At 61.0% G+C, this 26120-nt stretch carries 23 protein-coding genes; 14 read left to right on the top strand and 9 right to left on the bottom strand.

All coding sequences use genetic code 11. The annotated features are described in order from the left end of the window. The first annotated feature begins 31 nt into the window (after positions 1-31). The 3 genes from dctA to QQL85_RS20515 all read left to right on the top strand — a co-directional run bounded on the left by dctA (position 32) and on the right by QQL85_RS20515 (position 4104). Positions 32-1354 carry a C4-dicarboxylate transporter DctA gene (gene dctA / locus QQL85_RS20525; RefSeq protein ID WP_284356558.1) on the top strand — a complete coding sequence of 441 codons (1323 nt, stop codon included), beginning with the start codon at positions 32-34 and terminating at the stop codon, positions 1352-1354. Between the two features lie 123 nt (positions 1355-1477). Then, complete coding sequence (locus QQL85_RS20520; protein WP_284356557.1) at positions 1478-2782, top strand: CitMHS family transporter; 1305 nt, start codon at positions 1478-1480, stop codon at positions 2780-2782. A gap of 68 nt (positions 2783-2850) precedes the next feature. Next, complete coding sequence (locus tag QQL85_RS20515) at positions 2851-4104, top strand: OprD family porin (protein ID WP_284356556.1); 1254 nt, start codon at positions 2851-2853, stop codon at positions 4102-4104. Between the two features lie 199 nt (positions 4105-4303). On the opposite strand, the gene soxR is transcribed toward QQL85_RS20515, so the two are convergent. Then, positions 4304-4759 (bottom strand): redox-sensitive transcriptional activator SoxR, encoded by a 456-nt coding sequence (gene soxR, locus QQL85_RS20510; protein WP_284356555.1) that lies wholly within the window; start codon positions 4757-4759, stop codon positions 4304-4306. A gap of 84 nt (positions 4760-4843) precedes the next feature. Between soxR and QQL85_RS20505 the strand changes: the two genes are divergently transcribed. After that, on the top strand, positions 4844-5941 hold the full coding sequence (locus QQL85_RS20505; RefSeq protein WP_284356554.1) for an efflux RND transporter periplasmic adaptor subunit: 1098 nt from the start codon (positions 4844-4846) through the stop codon (positions 5939-5941). Further along, positions 5938-9021 (top strand): MexW/MexI family multidrug efflux RND transporter permease subunit, encoded by a 3084-nt coding sequence (locus tag QQL85_RS20500; protein WP_284356553.1) that lies wholly within the window; start codon positions 5938-5940, stop codon positions 9019-9021. Before QQL85_RS20505 ends, QQL85_RS20500 begins: the two co-directional genes overlap by 4 nt. A gap of 16 nt (positions 9022-9037) precedes the next feature. Here the strand turns inward: QQL85_RS20500 and QQL85_RS20495 are convergent, their stop codons facing one another. Further along, on the bottom strand, positions 9038-9775 hold the full coding sequence (locus tag QQL85_RS20495) for a GntR family transcriptional regulator (protein WP_284356552.1): 738 nt from the start codon (positions 9773-9775) through the stop codon (positions 9038-9040). Positions 9776-10100: 325 nt separating this feature from the next. Here QQL85_RS20495 and QQL85_RS20490 point away from each other — a divergent pair, with 325 nt between their 5' ends. The 8 genes from QQL85_RS20490 to QQL85_RS20455 all read left to right on the top strand — a co-directional run bounded on the left by QQL85_RS20490 (position 10101) and on the right by QQL85_RS20455 (position 17570). After that, on the top strand, positions 10101-11027 hold the full coding sequence (locus QQL85_RS20490) for a LysR substrate-binding domain-containing protein (RefSeq protein WP_434482163.1): 927 nt from the start codon (positions 10101-10103) through the stop codon (positions 11025-11027). Between the two features lie 105 nt (positions 11028-11132). Beyond that, on the top strand, positions 11133-12200 hold the full coding sequence (locus QQL85_RS20485) for an NAD(P)-dependent alcohol dehydrogenase (RefSeq protein WP_284356550.1): 1068 nt from the start codon (positions 11133-11135) through the stop codon (positions 12198-12200). Then, a complete protein-coding gene (locus QQL85_RS20480; RefSeq protein WP_284356549.1) occupies positions 12197-12691 on the top strand; it encodes a (R)-mandelonitrile lyase in 495 nt (164 codons plus the stop codon). The genes QQL85_RS20485 and QQL85_RS20480 overlap by 4 nt, the downstream gene beginning before the upstream one ends. Continuing rightward, on the top strand, positions 12660-13442 hold the full coding sequence (locus QQL85_RS20475; protein ID WP_349816509.1) for a carboxymuconolactone decarboxylase family protein: 783 nt from the start codon (positions 12660-12662) through the stop codon (positions 13440-13442). The genes QQL85_RS20480 and QQL85_RS20475 overlap by 32 nt, the downstream gene beginning before the upstream one ends. Positions 13443-13528: 86 nt before the next feature. Beyond that, on the top strand, positions 13529-13651 hold the full coding sequence (locus QQL85_RS20470; RefSeq protein ID WP_284356548.1) for a hypothetical protein: 123 nt from the start codon (positions 13529-13531) through the stop codon (positions 13649-13651). A gap of 6 nt (positions 13652-13657) precedes the next feature. Next, positions 13658-14029, top strand: coding sequence for an RNA polymerase sigma factor (locus tag QQL85_RS20465; RefSeq protein ID WP_284356547.1), 372 nt, complete (start codon positions 13658-13660; stop codon positions 14027-14029). A 52-nt stretch (positions 14030-14081) separates the two neighbouring features. Further along, positions 14082-15020 carry a FecR family protein gene (locus tag QQL85_RS20460; RefSeq protein WP_284356546.1) on the top strand — a complete coding sequence of 313 codons (939 nt, stop codon included), beginning with the start codon at positions 14082-14084 and terminating at the stop codon, positions 15018-15020. Positions 15021-15134: 114 nt separating this feature from the next. Continuing rightward, positions 15135-17570: a TonB-dependent siderophore receptor gene (locus QQL85_RS20455; RefSeq protein WP_284356545.1), complete on the top strand. Its 2436-nt coding sequence runs from the start codon at positions 15135-15137 to the stop codon at positions 17568-17570. 4 nt (positions 17571-17574) lie between these two features. Here QQL85_RS20455 and QQL85_RS20450 read toward each other — a convergent pair whose 3' ends face one another. From QQL85_RS20450 to lysA, 6 genes are all read right to left on the bottom strand, one after another. Continuing rightward, positions 17575-18000 carry an NUDIX hydrolase gene (locus QQL85_RS20450; RefSeq protein WP_284356572.1) on the bottom strand — a complete coding sequence of 142 codons (426 nt, stop codon included), beginning with the start codon at positions 17998-18000 and terminating at the stop codon, positions 17575-17577. A 17-nt stretch (positions 18001-18017) separates the two neighbouring features. Beyond that, complete coding sequence (locus QQL85_RS20445) at positions 18018-18530, bottom strand: HIT family protein (protein ID WP_284356544.1); 513 nt, start codon at positions 18528-18530, stop codon at positions 18018-18020. A gap of 211 nt (positions 18531-18741) precedes the next feature. Beyond that, complete coding sequence (locus tag QQL85_RS20440; RefSeq protein WP_284356543.1) at positions 18742-19314, bottom strand: N-acetylmuramoyl-L-alanine amidase; 573 nt, start codon at positions 19312-19314, stop codon at positions 18742-18744. 37 nt (positions 19315-19351) lie between these two features. After that, a complete protein-coding gene (locus tag QQL85_RS20435; protein WP_284356542.1) occupies positions 19352-22543 on the bottom strand; it encodes a patatin-like phospholipase family protein in 3192 nt (1063 codons plus the stop codon). A 41-nt stretch (positions 22544-22584) separates the two neighbouring features. Then, entirely contained in the window at positions 22585-23076 is a 492-nt protein-coding gene (locus QQL85_RS20430; protein WP_284356541.1) for a hypothetical protein, read from the bottom strand. Between the two features lie 346 nt (positions 23077-23422). Continuing rightward, on the bottom strand, positions 23423-24655 hold the full coding sequence (gene lysA / locus QQL85_RS20425) for a diaminopimelate decarboxylase (protein WP_284356540.1): 1233 nt from the start codon (positions 24653-24655) through the stop codon (positions 23423-23425). A gap of 123 nt (positions 24656-24778) precedes the next feature. Between lysA and QQL85_RS20420 the strand changes: the two genes are divergently transcribed. After that, positions 24779-25684 (top strand): LysR family transcriptional regulator, encoded by a 906-nt coding sequence (locus QQL85_RS20420; protein ID WP_284356539.1) that lies wholly within the window; start codon positions 24779-24781, stop codon positions 25682-25684. 8 nt (positions 25685-25692) lie between these two features. Here QQL85_RS20420 and QQL85_RS20415 read toward each other — a convergent pair whose 3' ends face one another. After that, positions 25693-26046, bottom strand: coding sequence for a hypothetical protein (locus QQL85_RS20415; protein ID WP_284356538.1), 354 nt, complete (start codon positions 26044-26046; stop codon positions 25693-25695). Positions 26047-26120: the final 74 nt, after the last annotated feature.

Here is a 26120-nt window from a genome sequence, read left to right as displayed (position 1 = left end):
ATCCGCACAATTTCAACAATGGTGATGCCCCATGAAACTCGCCAAATCGCTGTATTTCCAGATCCTCTGCGCCGTCCTGCTGGGTGTATTGGTCGGCCACTTCTGGGCCCAACAGGCCGTTGCGCTCAAGCCCTTGGGCGATGCCTTCATCAAGCTGATCAAGATGATGATCGCCCCAGTGGTGTTCTGCACCCTTGTCACCGGCATCGCCGGGATGACCGACAAGCGCTCGCTGGGGCGCCTGATGAGCAAGACGTTGCTGCTGTTCCTGGGCCTCACGGTGGTGAGCCTGGTGATTGGCCTGGCGGCGGTTTACCTGTTCAAACCAGGCGTGGGCATGAACATCGATCCCGCCACCCTCAGCACCGAAGGCCTTGGCCAGTACACCGCCTCGGCAGCCAAGCTGGGCGTTGTCGATTTCTTCATGCACATCATTCCCGATACCTTCATCGGTGCCTTCAACAAGGGCGAAGTGTTGCCGGTGCTGTTCATCGCCGTGCTCAGCGGCTTTGCCCTGTCGTCCATGGGGGACAAGGGCAAGCCAGTGCTGGATGTGCTGGAGTCTGCCTCGACCATGGTGTTTCGCATTTTTGGCTACCTGATGCGCTTCGCGCCGGTGGGTGCCTTTGGTGCGCTGGCTTTTACCGTCGGGCAGTACGGCATCACCTCACTCGGTGCCCTGGCCAAGCTGGTGGGTACGCTGTACATCGCCTGTGCGTTCTTCGTACTGGTCGTACTGGGTGGCATCTGCCGTGCCCATGGTTTCAGCCTGTGGAAACTGCTGCGCTATTTCCGAGAGGAATTCCTGGTAGTGCTGGGTACTTCGTCCACCGAGCCCGTGCTGCCGCGCATGCTGGAAAAACTCGAAAAGCTGGGCTGCAAGAAGGGTGTGGTAGGCCTGGTGTTGCCAACCGGTTACTCGTTCAACCTCGATGGCACAGCCATCTACCTGTCGCTGGCGGCCATCTTCATCGCCCAGGCCTGCAACATCGACATCACCCTGGGGCAGACGCTGACCATGCTGGCGATCATGTTGCTGTCGTCCAAGGGCGCCGCCGGGGTGACAGGCAGTGGTTTCGTTGCCCTGGCCTCGACCCTGACCGTGATCCACGATATTCCGCTGGCTGGCCTGGCGCTGCTGATCGGTATCGACCGATTCATGTCCGAAGCCCGGGCCCTGACCAGCCTTGCCAGCAATGCGGTGGCCACCGTGGTGATCTCGCTGTCCGAGAATGCCTGTGAGCGGGAGATCCTGTTGCGCACCCTGGATGGCGTGCAGGCCGAGCAGCCAGTCGCACCCGCACCCGCACCCGCTCAGGCCACTTGGCCCGTGGAGCCACGGCGCCACGTCTGAACGCGCGTCGCCACACCCAAGCCTGACTTAAAATTCCACGCGACATCACCGCGATGCCGAGTGGGGTAGGAGGCTGCCTGCCTGGCGGGCGGCCACGCACAATAAAAACAAGAGAGAAAGACCATGCTCGCACTCCTGGGCCTGATCATGGTGGTGACGTTCACCTACCTGATCATGAGCAAGCGCCTGTCGCCTATCGTTGCGCTGACCGTTGTCCCGATCGTCTTCGCCGTCATCGGCGGCTTTGCCCCCGAACTCGGCAAGATGATGCTCGATGGCCTGAAAATGGTCGCGCCATCGGCAGCGCTGCTGCTGTTTGCCATCCTGTTCTTCGGCCTGATGATCGATGCCGGCCTGTTCGATCCTTTGATTCGCAAGATCCTCAAGCGGGTAAACGGCGACCCGGTCAAGATCGCCATCGGCACGGCACTGCTGTCACTTCTGGTGGCGCTGGACGGTGACGGCACGACCACCTACATGATCACCTGTGCCGCCATGCTGCCGCTCTACAAGCGTATCGGCATGAACCCGATGATCCTGGCCACGGTGTCGATGCTGTCACTGAGCATCATGAGTGGGTTGAGCCCCTGGGGAGGGCCTGCCACGCGGGCCATCGCCGCGCTTGGGCTGGACGCCAGCGAGTACTTCATCCCGATGCTGCCGACCATGATCGGTGGTGCGGCCTGGGTGGTGTTCACGGCCTTCCTGCTGGGGCGCACCGAACGCCGCCGTATCGGCAACATCGCCCTGGAGTCCGGTGGTGGCAACTGCTACATCAAGGAAATCCTTGGCGACAACCCGTACAAGCGCCCGCGCCTGGCCTATGTGAACCTGTTGCTGGTGATCGCCGTCATGGCCGCGCTGGTGATGGGGCTGATGCATGCCGCCATCCTGTTCATGATCGGCTTCGTCGCCGCGCTGATGATCAATTACCCGCAGCTGGAATTGCAGAAGGAGCGCATCCTGGCGCATTCGGGTAATGCCATGACGGTGGTGTTGCTGGTGTTCGCCGCGGGTATCTTTGCCGGGATCTTTTCAGGCACCAAGATGGTCGACGCCCTGGCGCAAACCCTGGTGGACTGGATTCCCGAAGAATGGAGCCACTGGTTCCCCTTGGTAGTGGCGCTGACCAGCATGCCGCTGACCTTCGTGTTGTCCAACGACGCCTACTACTTCGGTGTGGTGCCGATCCTGGCCAACGCCGCAGCGGCTTACGGCATCGACCCGCTGGAAATTGCCCGCGCCTCGGTACTCGGCCAGCCGGTGCACCTGATGAGCCCGCTGGTGGCTTCGACGTTGTTGCTGGTGGGCATGGTCGACCGAGACATCGGTGACTTCCAGAAGGCCACCTTCAAATGGGCCGTGCTCACATCGCTGGTGATCACAGCGCTGGCGTTGCTCACGGGCGCATTGTCCTTCTTCGTCTAAGCATTGACGGGTGCTGCCTGGCGCCCGCGTCTCCAGCTCATTCCGAAAACAACAATAGAGTACCGATCATGTCCCGAGCTGTGTTCCGTGGGGCCACCTGTGGCCTGCTTTGCGGCTGGCTGCCTGTTGCCGGCGCTTCCGGTTTTGTCGACGACAGCAAGCTCAAGCTGCAGTTGCGCAACGTGTATTTCAACGAGAATTTCCGTGACGAGCACGGCATGAGCGCCCGCGCTGCCGCCAGCGCCAAAAGCGAACGGGTGGAGTGGGCTCAAGGTTTTCTGCTCGATTACCAGTCAGGGTTTACCCAAGGTACGGTGGGGGTGGGCCTGGATGCGCTCGGGCTGGTAGGGGTGCGCCTGGACTCCGGTCGTGGGCGCAGTGGCACGGGGCTTCTGCCGGTGCACGACGATGGCCGTGCAGCGCAAGAGTTCGCCAGTGCCGGGGTAACAGCCAAGGCACGCCTGGGCCAGACCGTGGTCAAGCACGGCACCTTGCTGCCCAAGACACCCGTGCTGGTCTATAACGATGCGCGGCTGCTGCCGCAGACCTATCAGGGCACTCAGCTGACCAGCACCGATATCGACGGGCTGACCCTGACGGTCGGGCACCTGGACCGCTTCAAGCAGCGTGACTCGTCCGACAGTACTGGTATTTATCTGGACGGCTATGGCGGCGGCAAATCAGGGGACTTCAGCTTTGCCGGTGCCGATTATGCCGTCAGCAAACAACTGCGCCTGAGTTTCTACCATGGCCAGCTAGAGCACTTCTATCGCCAGGATTTTGCCGGGCTGGTGCATGACCTGCCGCTGGCCGGCGGGGTACTGACCACCGACTTGCGCTACTTCAAGAGCCGCGACAGCGGCGCGGCCTACGGCGGCGGCATCGATAACCACATGTTCAGCGGCCAGGTGACGTATGCGCATTCCGGCCATTCCCTGGGCGCCGGCTATCAGGTGCTTGATGGTGAAGCCGGCTTGCCGTACATCAGTGGTGCGACCGTGTATTCGTTCAGCAACGTCGGCATCGGCAAGTTCATCGAGGAGGAAGAGAAAACCTGGATGGCCAGCTACGCGTACAACTTCGCTGCCGCCGGCGTACCTGGTCTGACCTTCATGGCGCGTTACTTGAGTGGCGATGATGGCCGTTCGGGTGGCGAGGGCATCAAGGAATGGGAGCGTGATACCGAGATCGCCTATGTGCTGCAGGCCGGGCCGCTGAAAGGGCTGGGCGTGAAGCTGCGCAACTATGCGTATCGATCAGATTTCGCACGTGGCCGAGACAGCAATCGCCTGTACCTTACCTACGATATCGCCATCTGGTGATGGCGCAGGCCGGACGACATGTCCGGCCCGGAACCGCCTGACGCGCATCACCTTCAAGCCACGCGGTCCCTGTAGGAGATTGTCCGGTTCCCTGGGCCGCGCTGTCCTGCAGAGAACAGTGATCATCGCGGGAGCGGGTTCGCTAAATCAATGCGTTATGTTTTTTCCATGAGAGCGCACATGGCTTGAGAGGGCGAGGCTAGCGGGCCTTCTTCTCGAGGATGCGCGCCCCGGTACCTTCCTTGGCCAGCACATCCTCGGGGTTGCGCAGCGGGCAGTCTTCCAGCGACAGGCAGCCGCAACCAATGCAGTTGTCCAGGCTGTCGCGCAACGCTTCCAGCGTGCGGATGCGGGCATTGAGGTCTTCGCGCCAGGCCGTGGACATCTCGCCCCATTGCGCCGCCGTAAGCTTGCTGTTGGGCGCATAACGGCTGAATGCCTGCTTGATTTCCTCCAGCGGAATACCGGTGCGCTGTGCCACCTTGATGATCGCCAGCGTGCGCAGCACCAGTGAGGGGTAGCGGCGTTGGTTGCCGGCCGTACGGACGCTGGCGATCAGCCCCTTGGCCTCGTAGAAGTGCAGCGCGGACACCGCCACGCCGCTGCGTTTGGCCACTTCACCCACTGTGAGCATCCGCGTGTTGTCCGCCGCCATGCCTGTTGACCTCAAGTTAAGTTGAGCTCTTATAGTCCTGCCCGATCTTCCTCGCAACCGCTTTCCCCATGATCGGAGCTCTGCATGAACAAACGGATGTTACTGGCCTGGGCCGGCGCTGTAGCGGGTGTGCTGGCTGCTGCCTATGCGCTGGTGGGTAGCGGCTCGGCTCCACCTGCGGCGGCGGCGTGGCCGGCGACCAAGGTGGCGCTGGCCACGGCCGAACAGGTGCAGTTGGCGCGGCAGAACTTTGCTTCGGGGGAGCTGGAGGCGGTCAACCAGGTGCAGGTAGCGGCCGAGACGGCGGGGCGTATTACCCGCATCGCCTTCGAGTCGGGGCAGGCGGTAACGGCCGGGCAGTTGCTGGTGCAGCTCAACGACGCGCCGGAGCAGGCCCAGCGGGTGCAGTTGCGGGCGAAATTGCGTAACGCTGAAGTGGTGCTGCAGCGCAGCCGCAAGCTGCGGGCGATGAATGCCGTGTCGCAAGAGCTGCTGGACAACGCCGCCACTGCCGTGGACGTGGTCAGTGGTGAGTTACAGCATGTCGAGGCGCTGATCGCGCAGAAGGCCATTCGCGCACCGTTTGCCGGCAAGCTGGGCATTCGCCGGGTGCATCAGGGCCAATACCTGGGCGCCGGCGAGGCCATCGTCAGCCTGGCTGATATCAGTCAGTTGCATGTGAATTTTGCCCTGGGCGAACAGGCCGCCCCCGACGTGCACGTCGGGCAAGTGCTGGCACTGACGGTGGACGCAGTGCGCGGGCAAGGCTTCCAGGCCCGGGTGGTAGCGGTCGATCCGGTGGTCAGCAAGGCGCGCCTGGTGCAGGTGCAGGCAGCTTTGCCGAACCCGGGTGGGCAGTTGCAGCCGGGCATGTACGCTGGCGTGCGCCTGGATGCTGCGCAGCCGTCGACTGTGCTGGCTGTGCCGGAAACCGCGATCACTTACACCGCTTATGGCCAGACGGTGTTCGTCGCGACCCAGGACCCGGCGCATGGCACCCGGGTCAGCCGGGTGCGGGTAACCACCGGTGAGCGCTGGCAGGGGCAGGTGGAGGTCACCTCCGGCCTGGCGCCCGGTGACCGGGTGGTGGTTTCCGGCCAGTTGAAGCTCAGTGACGGCATGCCGGTCGAACCCGTCGAGCAGGACAGCCTGCAGGCCAGCCAGGGAGGACGGCAATCGTGAAACTTACCGATGTCTTCGTGCGCCGTCCGGTGCTGGCGCTGGTGGTCAGCAGCCTGATCATCCTGATGGGGCTGTTTGCCATGGGCAAGTTGTCGATCCGTCAGTACCCGTTGTTGGCAAGCTCGACCATTACCATCAGCACCGAGTACCCCGGTGCCTCCGCCGAGCTGATGCAGGGCTTCGTGACCCAGCCGATCACCCAGGCCGTATCGTCGGTCGAGGGTATCGATTACCTCTCTTCGTCGTCGCAGCAGGGGCGCAGCCTGATCACCTTGCGCATGGTGCTCAACCGCGATTCGACCCAGGCGCTGGCCGAGACCATGGCCAAGGTCAACCAGGTGCGCTATCGCCTGCCGGAAAAGGCCTACGACCCGGTGGTGGAACTTTCGGCCGGCGACTCCACTGCCGTGGCCTACGTCGGCTTCGCCAGCGACAGCCTGTCGATACCAGAACTGAGCGACTACCTGTCACGCGTGGTGGAACCGCAGTTCTCTGGCATCGACGGTGTGGCCAAGGTGCAGTCGTTCGGCGGGCAGCGCCTGGCCATGCGCCTGTGGCTGGACAGCGAGCAGATGGCCGGGCGCGGGGTGACGGCCGCCGATGTGGCGCAGGCGGTGCGCGCAAACAATTACCAGGCGACGCCGGGGCAGGTGCGCGGGCAGTATGTGCTGGCCGATATCCAGGTGGATACCGACCTGACACGGGTCGAGGACTTCCGTGAGCTGATCATCCGCAACGATGGCACCGACCTGGTGCGCCTGCGCGATGTCGGCACCGTCGAACTGAGCGCAGCGGCCACCCAGACCAGCGCCACCATGGACGGCAAGCCTGCCGTGCACCTGGGACTGTTCCCCACGCCGACTGGCAACCCGCTGGTGATCGTCGAGGGTATTCGCCAGCTGCTACCGCAGATCCAGCAGACCCTGCCACCCGGGGTGAAGGTGGCGCTGGCCTATGAGACCGCACGTTTCATCGATGCTTCGATCCATGAGGTGCTGCGCACGCTGGTGGAGGCGATGTTGATCGTGGTGCTGGTGATCTGGCTGTGCCTGGGCTCGCTGCGCAGCGTAGTGATCGCGGTGGTCGCCATTCCGCTGTCGATGCTCGGCGCTGCGGGCCTGATGCTGTTGTTCGGTTTTAGCCTCAACCTGCTGACCTTGCTGGCGATGGTGCTGGCCATCGGCCTGGTGGTGGACGATGCCATCGTGGTGGTGGAGAACGTGCACCGCCATATCGAAGAGGGCAAGTCGCCAGTGGCTGCGGCATTGGCTGGGGCGCGGGAAATTGCCGGACCGGTGATCGCCATGACCCTGACCCTGGCGGCAGTGTACGCGCCGATTGGGCTGATGGGCGGGTTGACCGGCACGCTGTTCCGCGAGTTTGCCCTGACCTTGGCGGGGGCGGTGATCGTGTCTGGCATTGTCGCGCTGACCTTGTCGCCGGTGATGAGCTCGCTGCTGTTGCAGCCGGGCCAGCAGCATGGCGCGATGGCCAATTGGGCCGATCGGTTGTTTGGTGCGCTGACCGGCGTTTATGGTCGGATGCTGGCTTATACGCTTTCACATCGCTGGATCAGTGGCGGCGTGGCGCTGCTGGTATGCCTGAGCCTGCCCTGGCTGTACCTGTTGCCCCAGCGCGAGCTGGCCCCACCCGAAGACCAGGCGGCGGTGCTGACTGCCATCAAGTCGCCGCAGCATGCCAGCCTGGATTATGTGGAGCGCTTTGCCCTGAAGCTGGACCAGGTGATGAAGTCGATCGGCGAGACCACCGACACCTGGATCATCAACGGCACCGACGGCCCGGCCGCGAGTTTCGGTGGTATCAACCTCAGCGCCTGGCAAGCGCGCGAGCGTTCCGCAGCACAGGTGCAGGCGCAGTTGCAGCAGGCCGTGGCGGACATCGAAGGCAGCAGTATCTTCGCCTTCCAGGTCGCTTCGCTGCCGGGTTCCAGTGGCGGCCTGCCGGTGCAGATGGTGCTGCGCAGCGCCCAGGATTACCCCGAGCTGTACCAGACCATGGAAGCGCTCAAGCAACGCGCCCGTGACAGCGGCCTGTTCGCCGTGGTGGACAGCGACCTCGACTACAACAACCCGGTGGTCAAGGTGCGCGTCGACCGGGCCAAGGCGGCCAGCCTGGGCATCAGCATGCAGGCCATAGGCGAGTCGCTGGGTGTACTGGTGGGCGAGCAGTACCTCAACCGCTTTGCCCTGTTCGGGCGCTCTTACGACGTGATTCCACAGAGCCTGCAGGATCAACGCCTGACGCCTGCGGCGCTGAACCGCCAGTATGTGCGCGCCGAGGACGGCAGCCTGGTGCCGCTGGCCACGGTGGTGCACCTGGACATCGAGGTGGCCCCCAACCGCTTGCTGCAGTTCGATCAGCAGAACGCCAGTACCTTGCAGGCGATTCCGGCGCCGGGTGTTTCGATGGGCAACGCCGTGGCGTTCCTGGAGCAACTGGCTGGTGACTTGCCGCCTGGTTTCAGCCACGACTGGCAATCGGAATCACGCCAGTATGTGCAGGAAGGCTTTGCGTTGATGTGGGCGTTTCTTGCCGCCCTGGTGGTGATCTATCTGGTGCTGGCTGCGCAGTACGAAAGCCTTGTTGACCCGCTGATCATCCTGGTGACCGTGCCGCTGTCGATTTGCGGTGCGCTGCTGCCACTGGCGCTGGGCTGGGCCACCCTGAACATCTACACGCAGATCGGCCTGGTGACGTTGATCGGCCTGATCAGCAAGCACGGCATCCTGATGGTGGAGTTCGCCAACGAGATCCAGGTGCGCGACAACCTGGACCGCGCGGCGGCTATCGTCCGTGCTGCGCAGATACGTTTGCGGCCAGTGCTGATGACCACCGCGGCGATGACGTTCGGCGTATTGCCGCTGCTGTTCGCCAGCGGTGCCGGAGCCAATAGCCGCTTTGGGCTGGGGGTGGTGATTGTGTGCGGGATGCTGGTGGGGACGTTGTTCACATTGTTCGTGCTGCCGACGATCTACGCGTGGCTGGCGCGGGATCATCGGGTGACCACGGCGCGCATGCGGCAATTGATCGATGCCGAAAGGCAACTCGAGGCCCTGTAGGAGCGGCCTGGACGGATCAGGCAGGCGAGCGGTCCCGGCGCATCTGGGTCACCAGGGTAAAGCGGTCATCCGGGTGCACGGTCTCGCAAACTGCCATCAAATCGCCGTTTTCCTCGCGGTAATGGCGAATGATCTTCAGCCCAGGTGAACCCGCCTCGGCCTTCAGCGCACGGGCCATTTCTGCGGTCAGCAGCACTGCTCGCACCTGCTGGTCGATCACCGCGATCGACCGGCCATAGTGCTGCTCGATCAACCCTGCAATCAGTTGCTCGGGGTGCTTGCGGGCCAGTTCGATGACCTCGGCATAGTCACGCTGCGCATACACGTCGCTCCAGCACAGCGGCGCCGCATTGTGCAGGCGGTCGACGCGGATGCTGGATACGCAGAAGTAGTGCTCCCCAGGTACCAACCCCAGTCGCGCCGCCTCGTCAAGGTCGGCGACGAAGTGGTGCACGGCCTGGATGTCGCGCTGCTGGGTTTCGGTCTGCTGTGCAAGGTCGGCCACGCTGGCCAGCGACTGTGAATAGCCACCGAGCGGGCTGCTGGCCTCCACCCGAGTGCCCACGCGCTTGCGCCGCGAAACCAGCCCCTGTCCGAGCAGTTGGTCGATGGCCGCACGCACCGTGTGCCGGCTTACACCGTACAGGTCGCACAGCTCGAACTCGGTCGGCAGCAGGCTGCCCACCGGGTAGCGGCCGCTGGCGATGCCTTGCATCAAGTCCTTTGCCACGGTGGCATAGCGCGTCGGGTTCATGCTGTTGGTCTGTCGGGCCAGTGGGTGGACAGGCAGTGTACCAGCCCCCTCACGCGGCCCGCTTGGCGCGCAGCAGCAACGCCGCCACCGCACAACCCGCCAGTGCCAGGCACGCAAGGTAGAACGCATCACTGTAGGCCATCAGGTACGCCTCGCGGCGAATGGTCCCTGCCAGCCCCTCAAGCACCGGCTGTTGATGCGGCTGAGCCCGGGCTTTGATCGATATGCCGCCAGTGCATGTTCAGGTTTAGCGGTTTTGACTCGATCGGAGTTACTGTCAATGCTGGAGTTGAACCCGCACAACAAGCATGGCCCAGGAGTGCCAATGAACCGTAACGAACTGCGCAAAGCCGATATCAACCTGATGGTGGTGTTCGAAGCCCTGATGCAGGAGCGCAACCTCACCCGTGCGGCGGAAAAACTGTTCATCGCCCAACCCACGGTCAGCGCCGCGTTGGCCAGGTTGCGGGCGATGTTCAACGACCCGTTGCTGATCCGCGTGGGCAACCGGATGGAGCCGTCGGCCAGGGCCGAGGAGGTGATCAAGTACCTCACCCCGGCGCTGGATGCGATGTCCATCGCCCTCAGCCTGTCCCATGACTTTGACCCAGCGACCAGCAACATGACGTTCCGCATCGGTTTGTCCGATGACGTGGAGTCGGGGCTGCTGCCGCCACTGCTGCGGGCCCTGCGGGTGGAGGCGCCGAATGTGGTGGTGGTTGTGCAGCATGTGGATTACTGGCGCATTCCAGACTTGCTGGCAGCGGGCGATGTGACGGTTGGCATCAGCCAGACCAAAGGGCTGCCAGCCAACGCCAAGCGCAAGGTGCTGCGCACGATGCAGGGCAGGGTGGTGCGGGCCGACAAGTCAGCCACGCCACTGACGCTGGATGAGTTTTGCGCCCGCCCGCACGTTCAGGTCTCGCCCACCGCCAATACGCAGGGCGTGGTCGACGACTGGCTGAAAGAGATCGGCCGTGAACGCAAGGTGGTGTTGTCGGTGCCGCAGTTCAGTTCATTGCCGGCGATTCTGGCCGGCACCGACCTGCTGGCCTGCTGCCCGGACTTCGCCGCACAAGGCATGGAGCGTTGGGGCAACCTTCAGGCCGAAACGTTGCCATTCGAGACAGCTGCATTGGAACTGGCCATGGTCTGGTTGAGCACCACCGACAGCGACCCTGCCGAACGCTGGCTGCGCAGTCGCCTGGAGCAGTACATGGGCGGTGAGCGTGAAGTGGCTCTCGGGCGCTAGCCGCGATCATTTGCAGAATCAGGCAAGCATCGCACGGGATCACACTACTGCTCGGCGCATGTCGACCGCGAGAATGGCCCTCACCACATGCAGGAGGGTCGAATCATGCTCGTCAATGCTTACGGTGCACACGCTGGCAACCAGCCTTTGCAACCACTGCGCATTACTCGCCGCGCGCCAGGCGCTCACGATGTCCAGATTGATATCGCGTTCTGCGGCATCTGCCATTCCGACTTGCACCAGGTGCGCTCGGAGTGGGAAGGCACGCAGTACCCCTGTGTACCCGGCCATGAAATCGTCGGCCGTGTGACTGCGGTAGGGGCGCACGTTGCCACCTTCAAACCGGGTGATCTGGTCGGTATCGGTTGTATCGTCGACAGCTGCAAGCACTGCGCCGACTGCGACGAAGGCCTGGAAAACTACTGCGACGGCATGATCGGCACCTACAATTTCCCGACCGCCGATGCCCCAGGCTGGACGCAGGGTGGCTATTCGCAGGCGATCGTCGTGCATGAGCGCTATGTGCTGCGTATCCGCCACCCGGAGGCGCAACTGGCCGCTGTCGCCCCGTTGCTGTGTGCGGGCATTACCACCTATTCACCGCTGCGCCATTGGCAGGCCGGCCCGGGCAAGAAAGTGGGCGTGGTCGGCATTGGTGGCCTGGGCCACATGGGCATCAAGCTGGCCCATGCGATGGGCGCCCATGTGGTGGCGTTCACAACGTCGCCGAGCAAGCGCGAAGCGGCGTTGCAACTGGGGGCCGATGAAGTGGTGGTATCGCGCAACCCGGAGGAAATGGCTGCTCACCTTAAGGGCTTCGATTTCATCTTGAACACCGTCGCCGCACCTCACGACCTGGATGCCTTCATGGTGCTGCTCAAGCGTGATGGTGCCATGACGCTCGTCGGCGCACCGGCCACTCCGCATACAGCCCCCAACGTGTTCAACCTGATCATGAAGCGCCGCACGTTGGCCGGCTCGATGATTGGCGGCATCCCGCAAACCCAGGAGATGCTCGACTTCTGTGCCGAGCACGGCATCGTTGCCGATATCGAGCTGATACAGGCCGGGGACATCAACGAGGCCTACGAGCGCATGTTGCGGGGGGAGGTGAAGTACCGTTTCGTGATCGACAACGCCAGCCTGACGGATAGCAATGAGGTAACGGTATGAGTAAACGGGTAATCGAGACAGTGCTTTGTGTTGCAGCGCTACAGGCTGCCGGCGCTGATGCCGATCAGTCGCGTACTGCCGGGCAGCAGATTGTCCGTGCGGGCGAGCAGCATTCGGTGGCTGGCCCCGAGGCGTTCTTCACCGGCAAGGTGCGGGTCGACCCGGTGTGGCCTGCCGACGAGCACATCAATGCATCGGGTGCGCTGGTAACGTTCGAACCTGGCGCCCGCTCTGCCTGGCATACCCACCCGGCCGGGCAACGATTGGTCGTTCAGGTCGGGGTGGGACTGACCCAGGAGTGGGGCAAGCCTGCACAGGTGATCCGCCCTGGCGACGTGGTGTGGTGCCCGGCAGGTGTCAAACACTGGCACGGCGCTGCGCCGGGTACTGCGATGACGCACCTCGCAGTCACGGGCACCCTGGACGGCAAGAATGTCGACTGGCTGGAGAAAGTAACGGATGAACAGTACAGCGCCTCGCTTGTTGACTGACTCACATATTGCCATTGGAACCTTCACACTGGTGCTCGCGTTGGGCACCTTGCTGTCATCGGCCATTGCACCGGAGGCCCATGCTATGAGCCAAGCATCAGACGCGAGCAACACCAGTGAAACACTCACTGTTTGGCAGCAAGCGATCATCCCCATTGCGGCCTTCGCCGCCGCTGGCGATATCGCAGGTTTGAATCGTGCGCTCAACGATGGCCTTGATGCCGGGTTGTCCATCAGCGACGCCCGGGAGGTACTGGTGCAACTGTATGCCTACGCCGGCTTCCCTCGCAGCCTCAATGCGCTGGGCGAGTTGCTCAAGGTTGTGCAGGCACGCAAGCAGCAAGGCATCGAGGATGCCCCCGGCACAAACCCCAGCCGTGCTATCCCGCGGGGCGATGCCTTGCTGGCGGCCGGCACTGCCAACCAGACCAGGCTGGCCGGAGCAGTGGTAGAAGGGCCTCTGTTCGATTTCGCACCTGCCGCCAATGAGTACCTGCGTGCCCACCTGTTTGGGGCGATCTTCGAGCGCGACAACCTCGACTGGCAAAGTCGCGAGTTGGCGACAGTAGCGATGCTTGCTGCGCTTACAGGTGTCGAGCCACAACTGCAGGCTCATATGCGAATTGGTATGAACACTGGGCTGACTGCCGGGCAACTGCGCCAGGCTGGCCGGGTCTTGGCTGAACGGGTTGGTCCTGAAGCGGCGCAGCGTGCAGAACATGCGCTTGCCAGGCATCTCGCATCGCTCTAGCAGGGCCAGCAATGTAGTTGAGAATTGTTAGCAACAAATGCTAACGTGCCGCCAATTCCACCGCCGCTGCGCAGGATGCTTGGCGAATGCCGCAAGATCGCGACCCTCTGACATCGACATTCCTGGACAACCGCGAAGCGCTAAAGGCCTACCTGGTGCGCCACTTCGGCAGCGCCACCATCGCTGATGACCTCACACAGGAAACCTAGCTCCGCGTGGCCAGCCGCAAGGTCGGCGCGCGTATCGGCAACCCGCGAGCATACATCTTCCGCATTGCCCGCAACCTCGGCATGGACATCCGTCGCCGCGAGGCGTTGGGCATCGAGGTGCAGGCGGACCCGGTGGTGGTCGAGATGATTCCTGATGCCAAACTGGACCCAGCGCGCAAGACCGAATTGAACCGCGAGCTGCAGCAGGCGATGCAGGTGATCGCCGAACTGCCCCCACGCTGCCGCGAAGTGTTTATCCTGTGCCGTATCGATGGCCTGGACCACCAGCAGGTCGCCGAGCGCCTGGGCATTTCCAAAAGCACCGTGGTTTCGCAGATGGTCAAGGCCATGCAGCGCATCGAGAAGGCAATGTCATGAAAGGCTGGTTACACTGCGCGCGTTTTAACTGCCACCTGCCTGCACTTGCATGATGAACGAAAACGACTCGCATACCCCCCTGGACCAGGCGCTGGCATGGTGCGTGCGCCTGCAGGACGCGGGTGTGACAGCGGCCGAGCGCGAAGCATTCGCACGCTGGCTTGCTGCCGACCCCAGCCACCCGGCTGCCTGGCAGCGTGCCCGGCAGGTATGGGGGGTAGCCGGCGTGGCGGGCCATGCCCATGTTGCCGCCAGCCGCACCCCGGTTAGGCGCATACCCCGGCGCAGGTCCGTAGGCCTGGCAACCGCAGCGGCGTTACTGTTGGCCTTCACGGTGTTTGCCCTTTCGCCAGCGCGCCGGGCAGATTATCGCACCGACGTGGCCCAGGTACGCAGCTGGACCCTGGACGACGGCTCGACCGTGCAACTGGCGCCGCAGACTGCGCTGGACGTGAGCTTCAGCGCCGGTGAGCGGCGGCTGCGCCTGTACCAGGGCGAAGCCTGGTTCAAGGTAGCCCCCAACCCTGAGCGGCCCTTCATCGTTGAAGCTGCAGGTGGTGACGTGCGCGCATTGGGCACAGCGTTTGACGTGCAGGTACTGGAGGAAGGCGCGAATGTGACGGTGACCGAGCACAGTGTGCGGGTTAGCCGTGAGGGGCAGCAGACCGAAGCCGGGGAAGGCCAGGCTTTGCACTATGGTGCGAAGGGGATCGGCGCTTTGCGACGTGTCGACCCAGGCCAGCAACTGGCTTGGCGCGAGCAACGCCTGGTGTTCCGCGACGAGCCGCTGACGCAGGTGCTGCAGCGTCTGCAACCCTACTCCCGCGCGCATTTGCTACTGACCGACAGCAGCCTCGCCCAGCTTCGGGTCACGGCAGCGGTGCAGGCCCGTGAGGCCGAGGCTGCGTTGCAGAGCCTGCAAGTCATCCTGCCGATTCGCGTCACCACGGTGGGCCCGTGGCTGACCTTGGTACGCCCCGCACGACACTGATTGAAAAAAACTGAAAAACCGCGTCGTTGTGTTTGGCCGGTGGTCCGTCATTAGTCTTGATCGCAAACGAGAATGAGTTGCGAGTACTGCCATCAGGACGGACTGGAATTTCGAATGCCCACCCCTAGCACCCCCATCAAACCCTTGCTGCTGGTCAGCGCCCTGAGCTGCGTTTTCACGCTCGCCGCCTTGCCGCAAGCACAAGCGGCCAGCGCTACGCAGGCGCAAAGCCGCTCTTACAGCATTGTCGCCCAGCCGCTGGAAAGCGCGATTGCGCAATGGTCGGCCAGCAGCGGTATCCAGCTTTTTGCCGACGGTGCGCTGACCCGCGGCAAGACCAGCAGTGCCGTGAGCGGCCAATACACGGCCAGTGCCGCGCTGCAGCAACTGCTGGCCGGCACCGGCCTGGGCTTTGTCATGGCCGATGGCAACCGCGCCTACCTGCAGCAACGCAATGACAACGAAACGGCGCTGCAGTTGGGTGCAACCACCATCCAGGGGCAGGGCCTGGGCATGACCAGCGAGCACACCGGCTCGTACACCACCGGTGCCATGCAGACAGCGACCAAACTGCCGATCTCGGTGCGCGAAACCCCCCAGTCGGTTTCGGTCATTACTCGCCAGCGCATTGAAGACCAGGGCATGACGACGCTCAATGATGTGGTGAGGAACGCGCCGGGGCTGACCCTGACCCAGTGGGGTGCCGAGCGGCCACGTTTCAATTCGCGTGGCTTTGGTATCGAGAACATCATGTTCGACGGCCTGCCCGTCGCGTATGAAGAGGCTTCGTTGTCCACCGGGGCGCTGGCCATGTACGACCGTGTCGAAATCGTCCGTGGCGCGGCTGGCCTGATGGAGGGGGCCGGGTTGCCCTCTGGCTCGATCAACCTGATCCGTAAGCGCCCTACGGTTGAGCCACAGGTCATGGTTACGGGTAGCCTTGGCAGTTGGGACAATCGCCGTTTCGAGCTCGATGCAGGTTCCGCACTCAATGGCGACGGTACGCTGCGAGGCCGCACGGTGTTGAGCTACCAGAACAAGAACTCATTCACCGACGATTCGGGCAATGAACGTACCTTGCTGTATGGCATTGTTGAAGCCGACCTGAATGACGACACTACGGTCAGCCTTGGCTTGTCCTACAGCGATGAAAACAACCCCGGTGCCGACTGGAATGGCTTGGGTACATACCCTGACGGCAGCTTCCTGCCCATTTCCCGTTCCGACCGCATGAGCCCGTCCTGGTCCTACTGGAACAAGGAAAGCAAAACGGTGTTCGCCGATATCGAGCACCGTTTCGACAACGGCTGGAAGGCCAAAGGCGCGGCCACCTACATCACCAGCGACATGAACATGATGGGTACCTTCCTGGCCAACCCTACGGTTGATGCCAGCGGTAACCCGAGCATGTCGCTGCGCGGCGGCAAGTACGATTACGAGCGCAACCAGTCCAGCGTCGATGGTTACCTGACCGGCCCGTTCGAGTTTGCCGGGCGGACCCATACGCTGGTGGTCGGGGCCAGCCATCGTGAAAGCGACTGGGATGACCGTGGCGGGCCGTTCGTGACCAATGGCAATTACGAGCTGGTGCAGTTCAACCCCATCACCTGGGACCCGGGTTCGGTGGCCAAACCGGTCGGTGTCGACATGTCGCTGTACAACCGCCAGACCGAAGTTGAACAGAGTGGGGTCTACAGCACAGCACGCTTCAGCCTTGCTGAGCCATTGACACTGATCGTCGGAGGGCGTGTCGACTGGTACGAGCAAGAGATCAAGAACACCTCGCACTTCAAGGCAAACCGTGAAGTCACGCCCTATGCCGGGCTGGTGTACGACCTGAATGATACCTACTCGGTGTATGCCAGCTGGACCCGGATCTTCCAGCCGCAGAACCTGGAGACCGCAAGCGGCACCCTGCTGGAACCGATTCAAGGCACCAACTACGAGATCGGCCTGAAGGGCGAGCATCTTGGCGGCCGCCTCAATACCAGCGTGGCACTGTTCCAGATCGACCTGGAGAACCTGCCCGACCAGCTTCAGGCCAGCCAGTGCCAAGGCGGTACCACCCTGTGTTACGAGTCTGCTGGGGAGATCCGCAGCCGAGGCGTCGAGTTCGAAGTAACGGGGGCGCTGACCGAGAACTGGCAGATGTCGGCCAGTTACACATACAACACGGCCGAGCGCATCAAGGACACGACCTACAGCCCGATTGGCTCGTTCACCAAAGGCAAGCGCTACGGCACCAACCTGCCCGCCAACCTGTTCAAGCTGACCACCAGCTATCGCCTGCCGGGCGAGCTGGACCAGTGGCGAGTGGGCGGTGCGGTGCGATCCCAGAGCCAGACTTACACTCAGTACGGTGTGGAGCAAGGCGGCTACACGCTGTATGACGTGTTCACCCGCTATGACGTGACCCCCAACCTGCAGGTCAATTTCAACCTGAACAACGTGTTCGACAAGCGCTACTACACGTCGATCAGTTCCACGACCGGCAGCAACTTCTTTGGTGAGCCACGTAACTTCCTGGCGACTGCCCGCTACAGGTTCTGACGTTTCAGGTGAGTGGCGTACGCGTTTTCAAGGCTTCGCACACGAACGCCAGCGCCCGCTGAAAGACCGGATGGCAATCGCCGTAGGGCAGGTCGTCGAGGGCGGCCCAGAAGAATGTGAACAGGTGGCCGTGGTCATCCTGTGTCTGGTGGGACCAGTGCTCGGGCAGAGCACCCTCCACCTGGCACAGGTGAAACGACCACACCTGCCCGAGATGGCCGGCATCCCAGCAGCCCAGGTCTTGCGTGACCTTGGCATTGGCGATGCCAGACTCCTCGCCCAGTTCGCGCAAGGCTGCAGTGGCAGGGGTTTCGCCTTTTTCAAGAGTGCCTTTAACCAGCTGGACGCCGGCTTGAGGGTGGCGGAACAGCAGAATCCTTGGATACACCGAGGATGAAAGGACTACGGGGCAAGCCTTGTTGGGGCGCAGGGTGGCTTCCATTTCAGTCAATTCGACGCGCAGTGGTTCGAGAATGCCCTACGCAACAAGGTAATGGTTTCATCAACCGAATAACCCTGTATTGCTGGCGGTTCAGGGCGCTCACAAAACTCCCGCCAGACGTACAACGTCAGCTCGGCACCATCGGTTTGCGGATGCACGCTATCGGTCCAGCCAAATGCCTGTAGCGCCCTGTATCGCTCGTCCGCCCAGAACAGCGCTTCGACCCAAGGGTAAACAGGGATGAAATGGAAGTGGATGGCATAACCCGCCTCATGGCCATACCGGCCCATGTACAAACGTGCCGGCTGCAGCTGTGCTTCCATCACCTGCTGCGTGCGCGCCATGAGGATGCCCAGTTCGGCCTGGGCTTCCACGCGCAGGGCTGCCAGTGAATTGACGGGGGCCCGGGCGCTGAGCATCAGGTAGCCGGGCAGGGCGCTGTTCATGCGGTGGTTCAGCACCCAGTGCCGAGTTTCGTGGATGATGAAGCGGGAGGGGATGTCCAACTTCGCCTGCATTTCACGCCTTCCTGTGGTAAAGCGGGCAGGTTACAGCAGGGCTGGTAACCTGTCGCGAGGTCATCAGGCGGTTATTGATGCAAGCGGCGTCTGACTGGTTTTTCCGTTGGGTCCTTGCCTGGTTTGAGTAGCTGGCGGTCGGCATGGGCGAGCAGGCATTCTTGAATTGCTGGCGGGTAGTCGCCCAGGCTTGTTGAACAGGCACCCACTTTCAGGTATCGCTAGTGAGCTTTTTGAGATGAGCAGCAACGCGCCCCATGAAGTACTCCCAAGGAAAGTTCTTTCCGGGATCGGTATGGTCACTTTTCTTGAAAACTTCGGAAACTTGTGCGTGGCTGACCAGACCTTTGCTGACTTTGTCAGCCAGCTCTGTATTGGAGAGATGCAAGGCAGGGATCTCATATTTCAAGCAATATTGAGCGGCGACATTGGCGGCCTTTTCCAGTACCAGCGTACTGTAGGGGTCTAGCCACTCGCTCGTGGTTTGTTTTGCGTAGCCGGCCATTTCAATATGGATGCCATCGCTGTTCGCACCCGGCGCAGCCCAGGCGATATCGTTATCCAGCACACATTGCACGATCGAGTCACTGTCGACACAGATATGCGCTGATGCTTGCTTGACTGTGGTCTGGAAGTACTTCGCCACATTCTCTGCCGTGTTGCTCTTTTCCGGTGCTTCCATTGAGTGAATGACAATCAGTCTGACCCCGCGCTTGTTGGCAACCTTGGTGAAGTTCTTGGCTTTAACGAAAGGCCATTTGTCGGTTTCGAAAGGGTGCTCCATGGCGTTGGCTCCGAATCGTGAGGGGTAGAACGCGCTTTCATTGTGCTATCTGTACAGTGTCGGTTTGCTTGATCGAATCCTCTGGCGGTAGCCAGACTTCTATTATCTTTTTGTCAGGTGCTCCAGCCAGCGCTTTTTGAGACCATGTGCTGTTCCAGAACACAGGAATGTTAGAATCTCGGGTGCTGGCATCGTTCGCCAATGCCTGGCTACACCCCATACCCTCTTCGCTATAACGTAGAATTGTTGGGGCATTATAGGGGGTTGGTACTCTGCGGCCCATGCGGCGAGCAGACTGAACAACGTCTTCTATATCAGGAACATTAGCGCCTAGAGGTGTACTCCAGCGCTCGCGGAATACGCGTGCGGCGCTTCGGGAGTCTGAGTCGTAGACTTGAACGAAAACGGTGTAACCATGGCATGCCTTCTTGAAGCTGCTGATGGTGTTGTCCTTCGACTCAGTGTGCTGCTTGTCATTTATTGCGACACTTAACGGTATGCTGCAGTTATCAGTGCCTGACAGTGCCCTGTCGTAACTGCGCACCCAGTAGCGAGGTTCACAGGGTGGCCGGGGTTTTTCTGTGCCAAGTAGGTCAGCTGAAAAGTTGTGGTTTGCTCTTATTGCTTCATTGGACTGGCTGCTGCGCTGAATGATCGTGTCTATTGCCTGCCAGGCACCAAGGCCAAGTGAAGCAATGGCGCCAAAGCTCAGTGTTGCAGACACCGCGCCACTCGACACCAATCGTGAAACAATTCGACCGCTGTTTGGCTTGAGTTGTTTGTCGCCTGTCGGAGTGGTGATGATTGTTGCGCCGTCTTCTGGTGTGAAGTCGCTGAAGTGAACATCGATGGCCATGTTTTGTGCGAGCAGAAGTTTGTCACCCAATCGATAGCCAAGTTGGAAGTAACTCTCCCATTGGGCTTCGCTGAAAAACTGATCTGTAGTGGGTTCTTGAGGGAAAAGAGGGTTGTCGGACTTGTAGTTGAGAAGGTCAACGGGCATGTCATTGCAGAGATTGGGTTTGACGAGAATCAGATAGCCACTTTTCCCTGAGGAATACTGTATTTTCGCCAATGCCAGGCAGGCGTCACTGTTGTTTGAGGCAAGGTCCGCCAGTGAGCCAAAAGCACCGGAAGTGGATAGCGACCGTGGCCGCTGAAATACAATATTGATATTCAGGTCGATGCGTGCCTTGCGAATAAGGTTTTCGAGATCCTCAAAGGCATATCCTGGATCAGCGCCACAGTCGGCCAGCACAATTAGCTCACATTCTTCGCGCAGCAGTGCGTAAGCACCCGTGTTATCGAAATGGCCACCGTCGCTGAGAAACCAATCCGCACAGTCGCGCCCTTCAAAACTACCGAGCAGCTCGCTTACCAGTTGTCGATATTTACCATGGTGCACATCATTCCCCAAAACTCCGCTATCCCACCAGTAGCCGAGGCGTATACCCGCGAGTGTCATTCGTGCAGCCAAACCGGGCAGGGTGGTTGCGCCCAGGCCAGGGGCAAATGCGGCGCCGGAAATGGCTGTCCAGTTACCCAGGTTCAACGCGTGATCTGCCGCCATTTGGCGCCAGCCATCTGTTGCCAAGCGGACGATTCCACCGGGCCCTACAGTCATTGGCTCCCCTTTGCGGTCACGATTGAAAATGCCCCCACGTGGGTCACGGGTCTGGTTAATGCATATGTTGATGAGGTGAATTGGGCCTCCGTGTTCATGAGGGGAGTAGCCGGAGAAAGCGGTGTCGTCGTTCGCCTCGGGTACAGATACTGCCAAGTCGTCCATGTCTGGAATGCGAGGGCTTAGTACGTCACCCTGCGAATTTTTCATTCGTTCGTGATTACAGGCGCCCAGATAGGTTCTGATCAACCGCGCGCGGTAGAAGAAATGAAGAGACGAACGGTTTAGAAAGGCGCGATTGGAGTGGGAAAACAACATCAGAAAAACGACAGGCACTGCTACATAACACCAAGCCAGCGCGGCACGTTTGTAGAAGGCTTGGGGGCTGTCGCGGAATAACTCAAGCGTTACCAGTTCATGGACAATACTTATCCAAAACACTGTCAGCGCGGCCAGGACGAGCAGGCCAGCAATATTCAAGCACCCGAATAGTACCTTGCGCCCAATGGGCGGTAAGCTTTTGGGCACGTTAGCAGACATGGGCAAAGCTGCGCGCAGCGCGACGCTCAGTACTACCAATACGGGGCCTAGGTTGATAGCGTGCTCATGTTTTGCCAAGTACCAGGCCAGCAGGTCCGCGCAACCGAGAATCAAAACGAGCAAGATGCCACAAAGCACCTGAGTGAGTGCGCGCGTCAGAGAGTTTCGCATTATGTCTGGTGCTTGGCCCGTGCGGCTCATGACCATCGCCAAACCTGCGCCCACCGCCCAGGTGATGGTCAAAAATGTAATGACTGCCCCCCAAGTGTAGGAAACAGGTAGTGAGGACAAGTCACTGCCATCGGTTGTTAGTTTTTGAGCGATAAAGAGCAATACGGTAATAGTAACCAGGCAGACGGTGAGCGTGCTGCCAGCGCGTCGCGCTGAGCCGTGCTGTCCATCGGGCAGTAGCCAATAGGCACAACAGAGTATTGATGCGAGTAGCACCAAAACAGGTAGAAAAATGAAGGGTGTGGGTGCCGAAGTCGCGGTTTGCAGAAATGACCATAGTAACGCGGTAGACGGTCCAGCAGAGGTCGCTGCTTGCGCCCAATTATCAGCGCAGACCCACACTAGTAAGTCGAAACCTACCAGCAGGCACCCGAGCAGTAGGCCCATTAACGCCAGTTCGATATGAATGGCCAGCAGGTTTCTGCCAAAGGTTGAAAACGCGTGGAGCATATCGAGTAAGCCGCCGGGTGTCAGGTATCGGCCATTGGCTCTCAACCAGTTCAGCCACCAGGTGGAGTCCATGTCTGCCAGCTTTTTTTCCATTGTCAAGGGTGGTAGCCCTTGGCCGCTGGAGGCATTATTTTCCTGGAACAGCTTGCCTATACTTGACCCTGTATAACCCCCTCCGGAGACTGTAGACATCAGGTCGAATTGGTGGAACTGTTTCTGCTTGGCCAATGCCTTGATAAGGCCCAAGCAAAACGTAGCGCTTCGAATGCCGCCGCCGGAAAGCGCCAAGCCCCACTTGCCTCGATCATGTGGAATTGAATCACCAAGCGCCACACGCCGTTGATCCACCATCCTCTGGATCGTAGGGTCTGATTCAGTAGTCATGTTCATTGCCTCCGGTATCTGAATGGAAGCGGCTTTAGTAACTACTCAGCGCGTTTTTTCATTGTCTCGATCAGGTCGACCACATAGTTTTGATTGAAACCAGCAACGAATGACCAGAACAAAAGTTTTGCATAGGCGGGATAGCCCTCTGCGTGCTGACAGAAAATCTCGACAAATCGCTGCAAGTTTTCAGGCGCACAGTCGTTGTCCGGGCTGATTTTCGGAAATAGGGTGCCTTCGGCAATGCCTGAGATGAAGATGATGTAAAGCAGACAAGCCAGAATGCCACCGATGAACGACGGCAGGGCCATGGCGAACCATGATTGGGCAAGGTCCTGGATTTCGCTGTCGGCCAGGTTGGCCAATCGGCGATGGAAGCCCACATAGCCGCCAATGTTGCCCGTGATGAATACGATCAATGGCACTGTGTAGCTGTTGGTAAAAGAAGCAAGCGTGATGGAAATCGACAGTAGCAGCGCGAAGATAAAAAACAGTCGTTTCCACAGTGCATCCAGTGCGGTTTGACGTGTCATGGCCGCCTCGCAGGTTGTGTGGGTAGAGCACGATCTTGTCTGGGTGAGATTAGTTCATTTTTCTTTAAGTAAAGGGGTTGCTAAAAAAATGCCGACGACAGGTGTTAGATGGTGCTATCGATTACATAGATTGGTTTGAGTGCGTGCCTCTCGGGTGGTTATAGATGCAAGCGCTATTTGATATTTGTCCTTTTTAGCCGCCTTGCTCGTTTCTGCTTATTGCAATCTACTGTCAAATGCAGATGCGACGAGCTAATGGCGAGCCTTGCTTCCTTCATGCAGAGCATCGCCAGTAGCCGTGTGGAGGTCCAGGTTGCCGCGTTGTGCTGGTTGGCGCTCCTGCCGGTCAGTTATTCATTTCCAGCTGTAGCAGGTCCTGCACGGTCTGCCGCCGACGAATCATCCGTAGCGCCCCATCCTCGATCAGGAACTCCGGCAGCAACGGCCGGCTGTTGTAGTTCGACGACATCGACGCGCCATAGGCCCCGGCATCGTGAATCACCAGCAAATCGCCCACCTGTGCCTGGGGCAGGTCCTGCGGGGTCAGTTCCTGGTCATCCTGGGTAAACACATCCCCCGACTCGCACAGCGGCCCGGCCACCACGGTCGGCTGGCGCGGGCGGTCTACCGGCTGGCCATTGGCATCGAGCAGGGTCATGCCGTGATACGCACCGTACATCGCCGGGCGCATCAGGTCGTTGAAGCCGGCGTCGATCATGACGAAGGTATTGCGCCCCACCTGCTTCACGGCACGCACTTCGGCCACCAGATAGCCCGACTCCGCCACCAGGAAGCGCCCGGGCTCGATTTCCATGCGTACAGGGTGGCCGAGCATCGCTTCGATTTCCTTGCGTGCCACCGCCCAGGTCTGGGCGTAGCGCTGCAGGTCGACCGGTTTGTCGGTGCTGCGGTACGGGGTGGAAAGCCCGCCGCCGATGGAGAACGCTTCGATGTCCATGCCCAGGCGGCCAATCAGCTCGATCATCGAGCGTGCCACTTGTTCCAGGTGCTGGTAGTCCACACCGGAACCAATGTGCATGTGCACGCCCACCAGGTGCAGGCCATGTGCCTCGATGCAGCCCAATGCCTCGTCCAGCTCTTCGTGCCAGATACCGTGCTTGCTGTTCTCGCCGCCGGTGTTGGTCTTGCGGCTGTGGCCATGGCCGAAGCCTGGGTTGATGCGGATCCACACGCGGTGGCCGGGCGAGCGCTCACCCAGTTGGCGCAGCATGTCGATGGAGCCCGCGTTGACTTCGATCTTCTCTGCCACCACCCGCTCCAGAGTTGGCCGGTCCAGCGCGTCGCAGGTCAGCACCACGCCGGCAGGGTCACCGTCCACGCTCGCACCGGCGGCGAAGGCCCGCTCCATCTCTCCCAGCGACACGGCATCCAGCACCAGGCCATGGGCGCGCATCAGGCGCAGCACATGCAGGTTGGGGTTGGCTTTCTGGGCGAAGCGTACGGTGTCGAACACCTTCAGTTGCTCGACACGCTCGGCGATGGTGCTTGTGTCGTAAGCCCACAGTGGCGAGCCGTGCTGGCGGACAGCCTCGGCCAGGAGGGTGAAGGGTGCAGTCATGGTGGCGCTACTCATATGAGGAAGGTCACGAGGATGATCCAAACAGGGAATTCAGAAAAATAGCTATTTTTCTGTCAGTCATTCATATCTGATATGCCCACTGCCGACTTACCAGGTATTGCCGTGAAACTGTCCGTCCGCCATATCGAAGTGTTCCGCGCCATCATGGCCGCAGGCAGTGTCACCGGTGCAGCGCGCCTGCTGTTCACCTCGCAGCCCACGGTCAGCCGCGAGCTGGCGCGGCTGGAGCAGGTGACCGGTCTGAACCTGTTCGAGCGCGAGGGTGGGCGCCTGGTGGCGACGGCCCAGGCGTTGCTGTTGATCGAGGAAGTCGAACGTGCCTACGTCGGGCTGGAGCGGATCGACCGATTTGCCCAGGCCATCCGCAATTTCGAGCAGGGTCGGCTGGCGATCACTTGCCTGCCGCTGTTTTCCCAGACCTTGCTGCCCAAGGCCTGCCAGCGTTTCCACCAGCAGCACCGGGGCGTTAGTGTGAGTATCCTGGCGCAGGAGTCGCCGTTGCTGGAGGAGTCACTGGTTGCCCAGCAGCATGACCTGGGCCTGACCGAGGTCGAGCAGATACCGCGCGGTGCATACGGCGAGCTGCTGTTCAGCGCCAACATGGTGTGTGTGCTGCCCGAACTGCACCCGCTGCAGGCCAAGACCGAGCTGGAGCTCGGCGATTTTCACGAGGTCGATTTCATCAACCTGGCCAGCCTGGACACCTATCGCCAGCGCCTGGACCAGCACTTTCGCGCAGCAGGGGTGAACCGCCGCACGGTGATCGAGACCACCAGTGCCGCCTCGGTGTGCGCCATGGTCAGGCAAGGCCTTGGGGTGGCCATCATCAACCCGCTGAGCGGGCTGGAGGCGGCGCAGGGCGGGCTACCGATCCGCAGGTTGCGGGTGGCGGTGCCGTATCAGGTGATGCTGATACGCCCGGACCACCGGCCGGCGTCGGCTGCGGTGGAGCCGTTTTGCCAGGCGCTGCGGGCGCAGGCGCAAGAGATGCAGGCAGCGTTGAAATAGGTTCGGGCTCAGAGCTCGCAGACGAAGGTGCCAGTGCCGGCCAGGATGTTCTCCAGGGTTTCCCTCACTTCATCCATGTCGCTCAGTTCGCTGGTCAGGTTGATCTCCAGCACTTCGTCGCCCTTCAGTGCATCACGGTCGCCGACCGCCACTTCGATCAGCAGGCGCTTGGCGCTCAAGGTCACTTTCAGCCCGTCCAGGGTCGACGGTTCGTCATCCAGGGTCAGGTCGACGGTGTCTTCGTCCGGGTAGCGGGTAAGCAGGAACATCTGACCCTTGTCGCTGTGGCAGCACAGGGTCGCCATGTTGTCTTCCTCGTCATCGCAAGGGGTGGCGAAGAGCAGGGCGGTGTTGATTTGCATGAGCAGGCTCGGATCAAAGGAAACGGAAGGGAATTCTGACAGTCTTGCGTACAGGCATAAACGTAAAGTTACCG

The organism is Pseudomonas putida (assembly GCF_030159595.1).
Classification (GTDB): Bacteria; Pseudomonadota; Gammaproteobacteria; order Pseudomonadales; family Pseudomonadaceae; genus Aquipseudomonas; species Aquipseudomonas putida_AC.
Note: the sequence above shows the minus strand (reverse complement) of the source record. Positions and strands in the feature narration are given on the sequence as shown.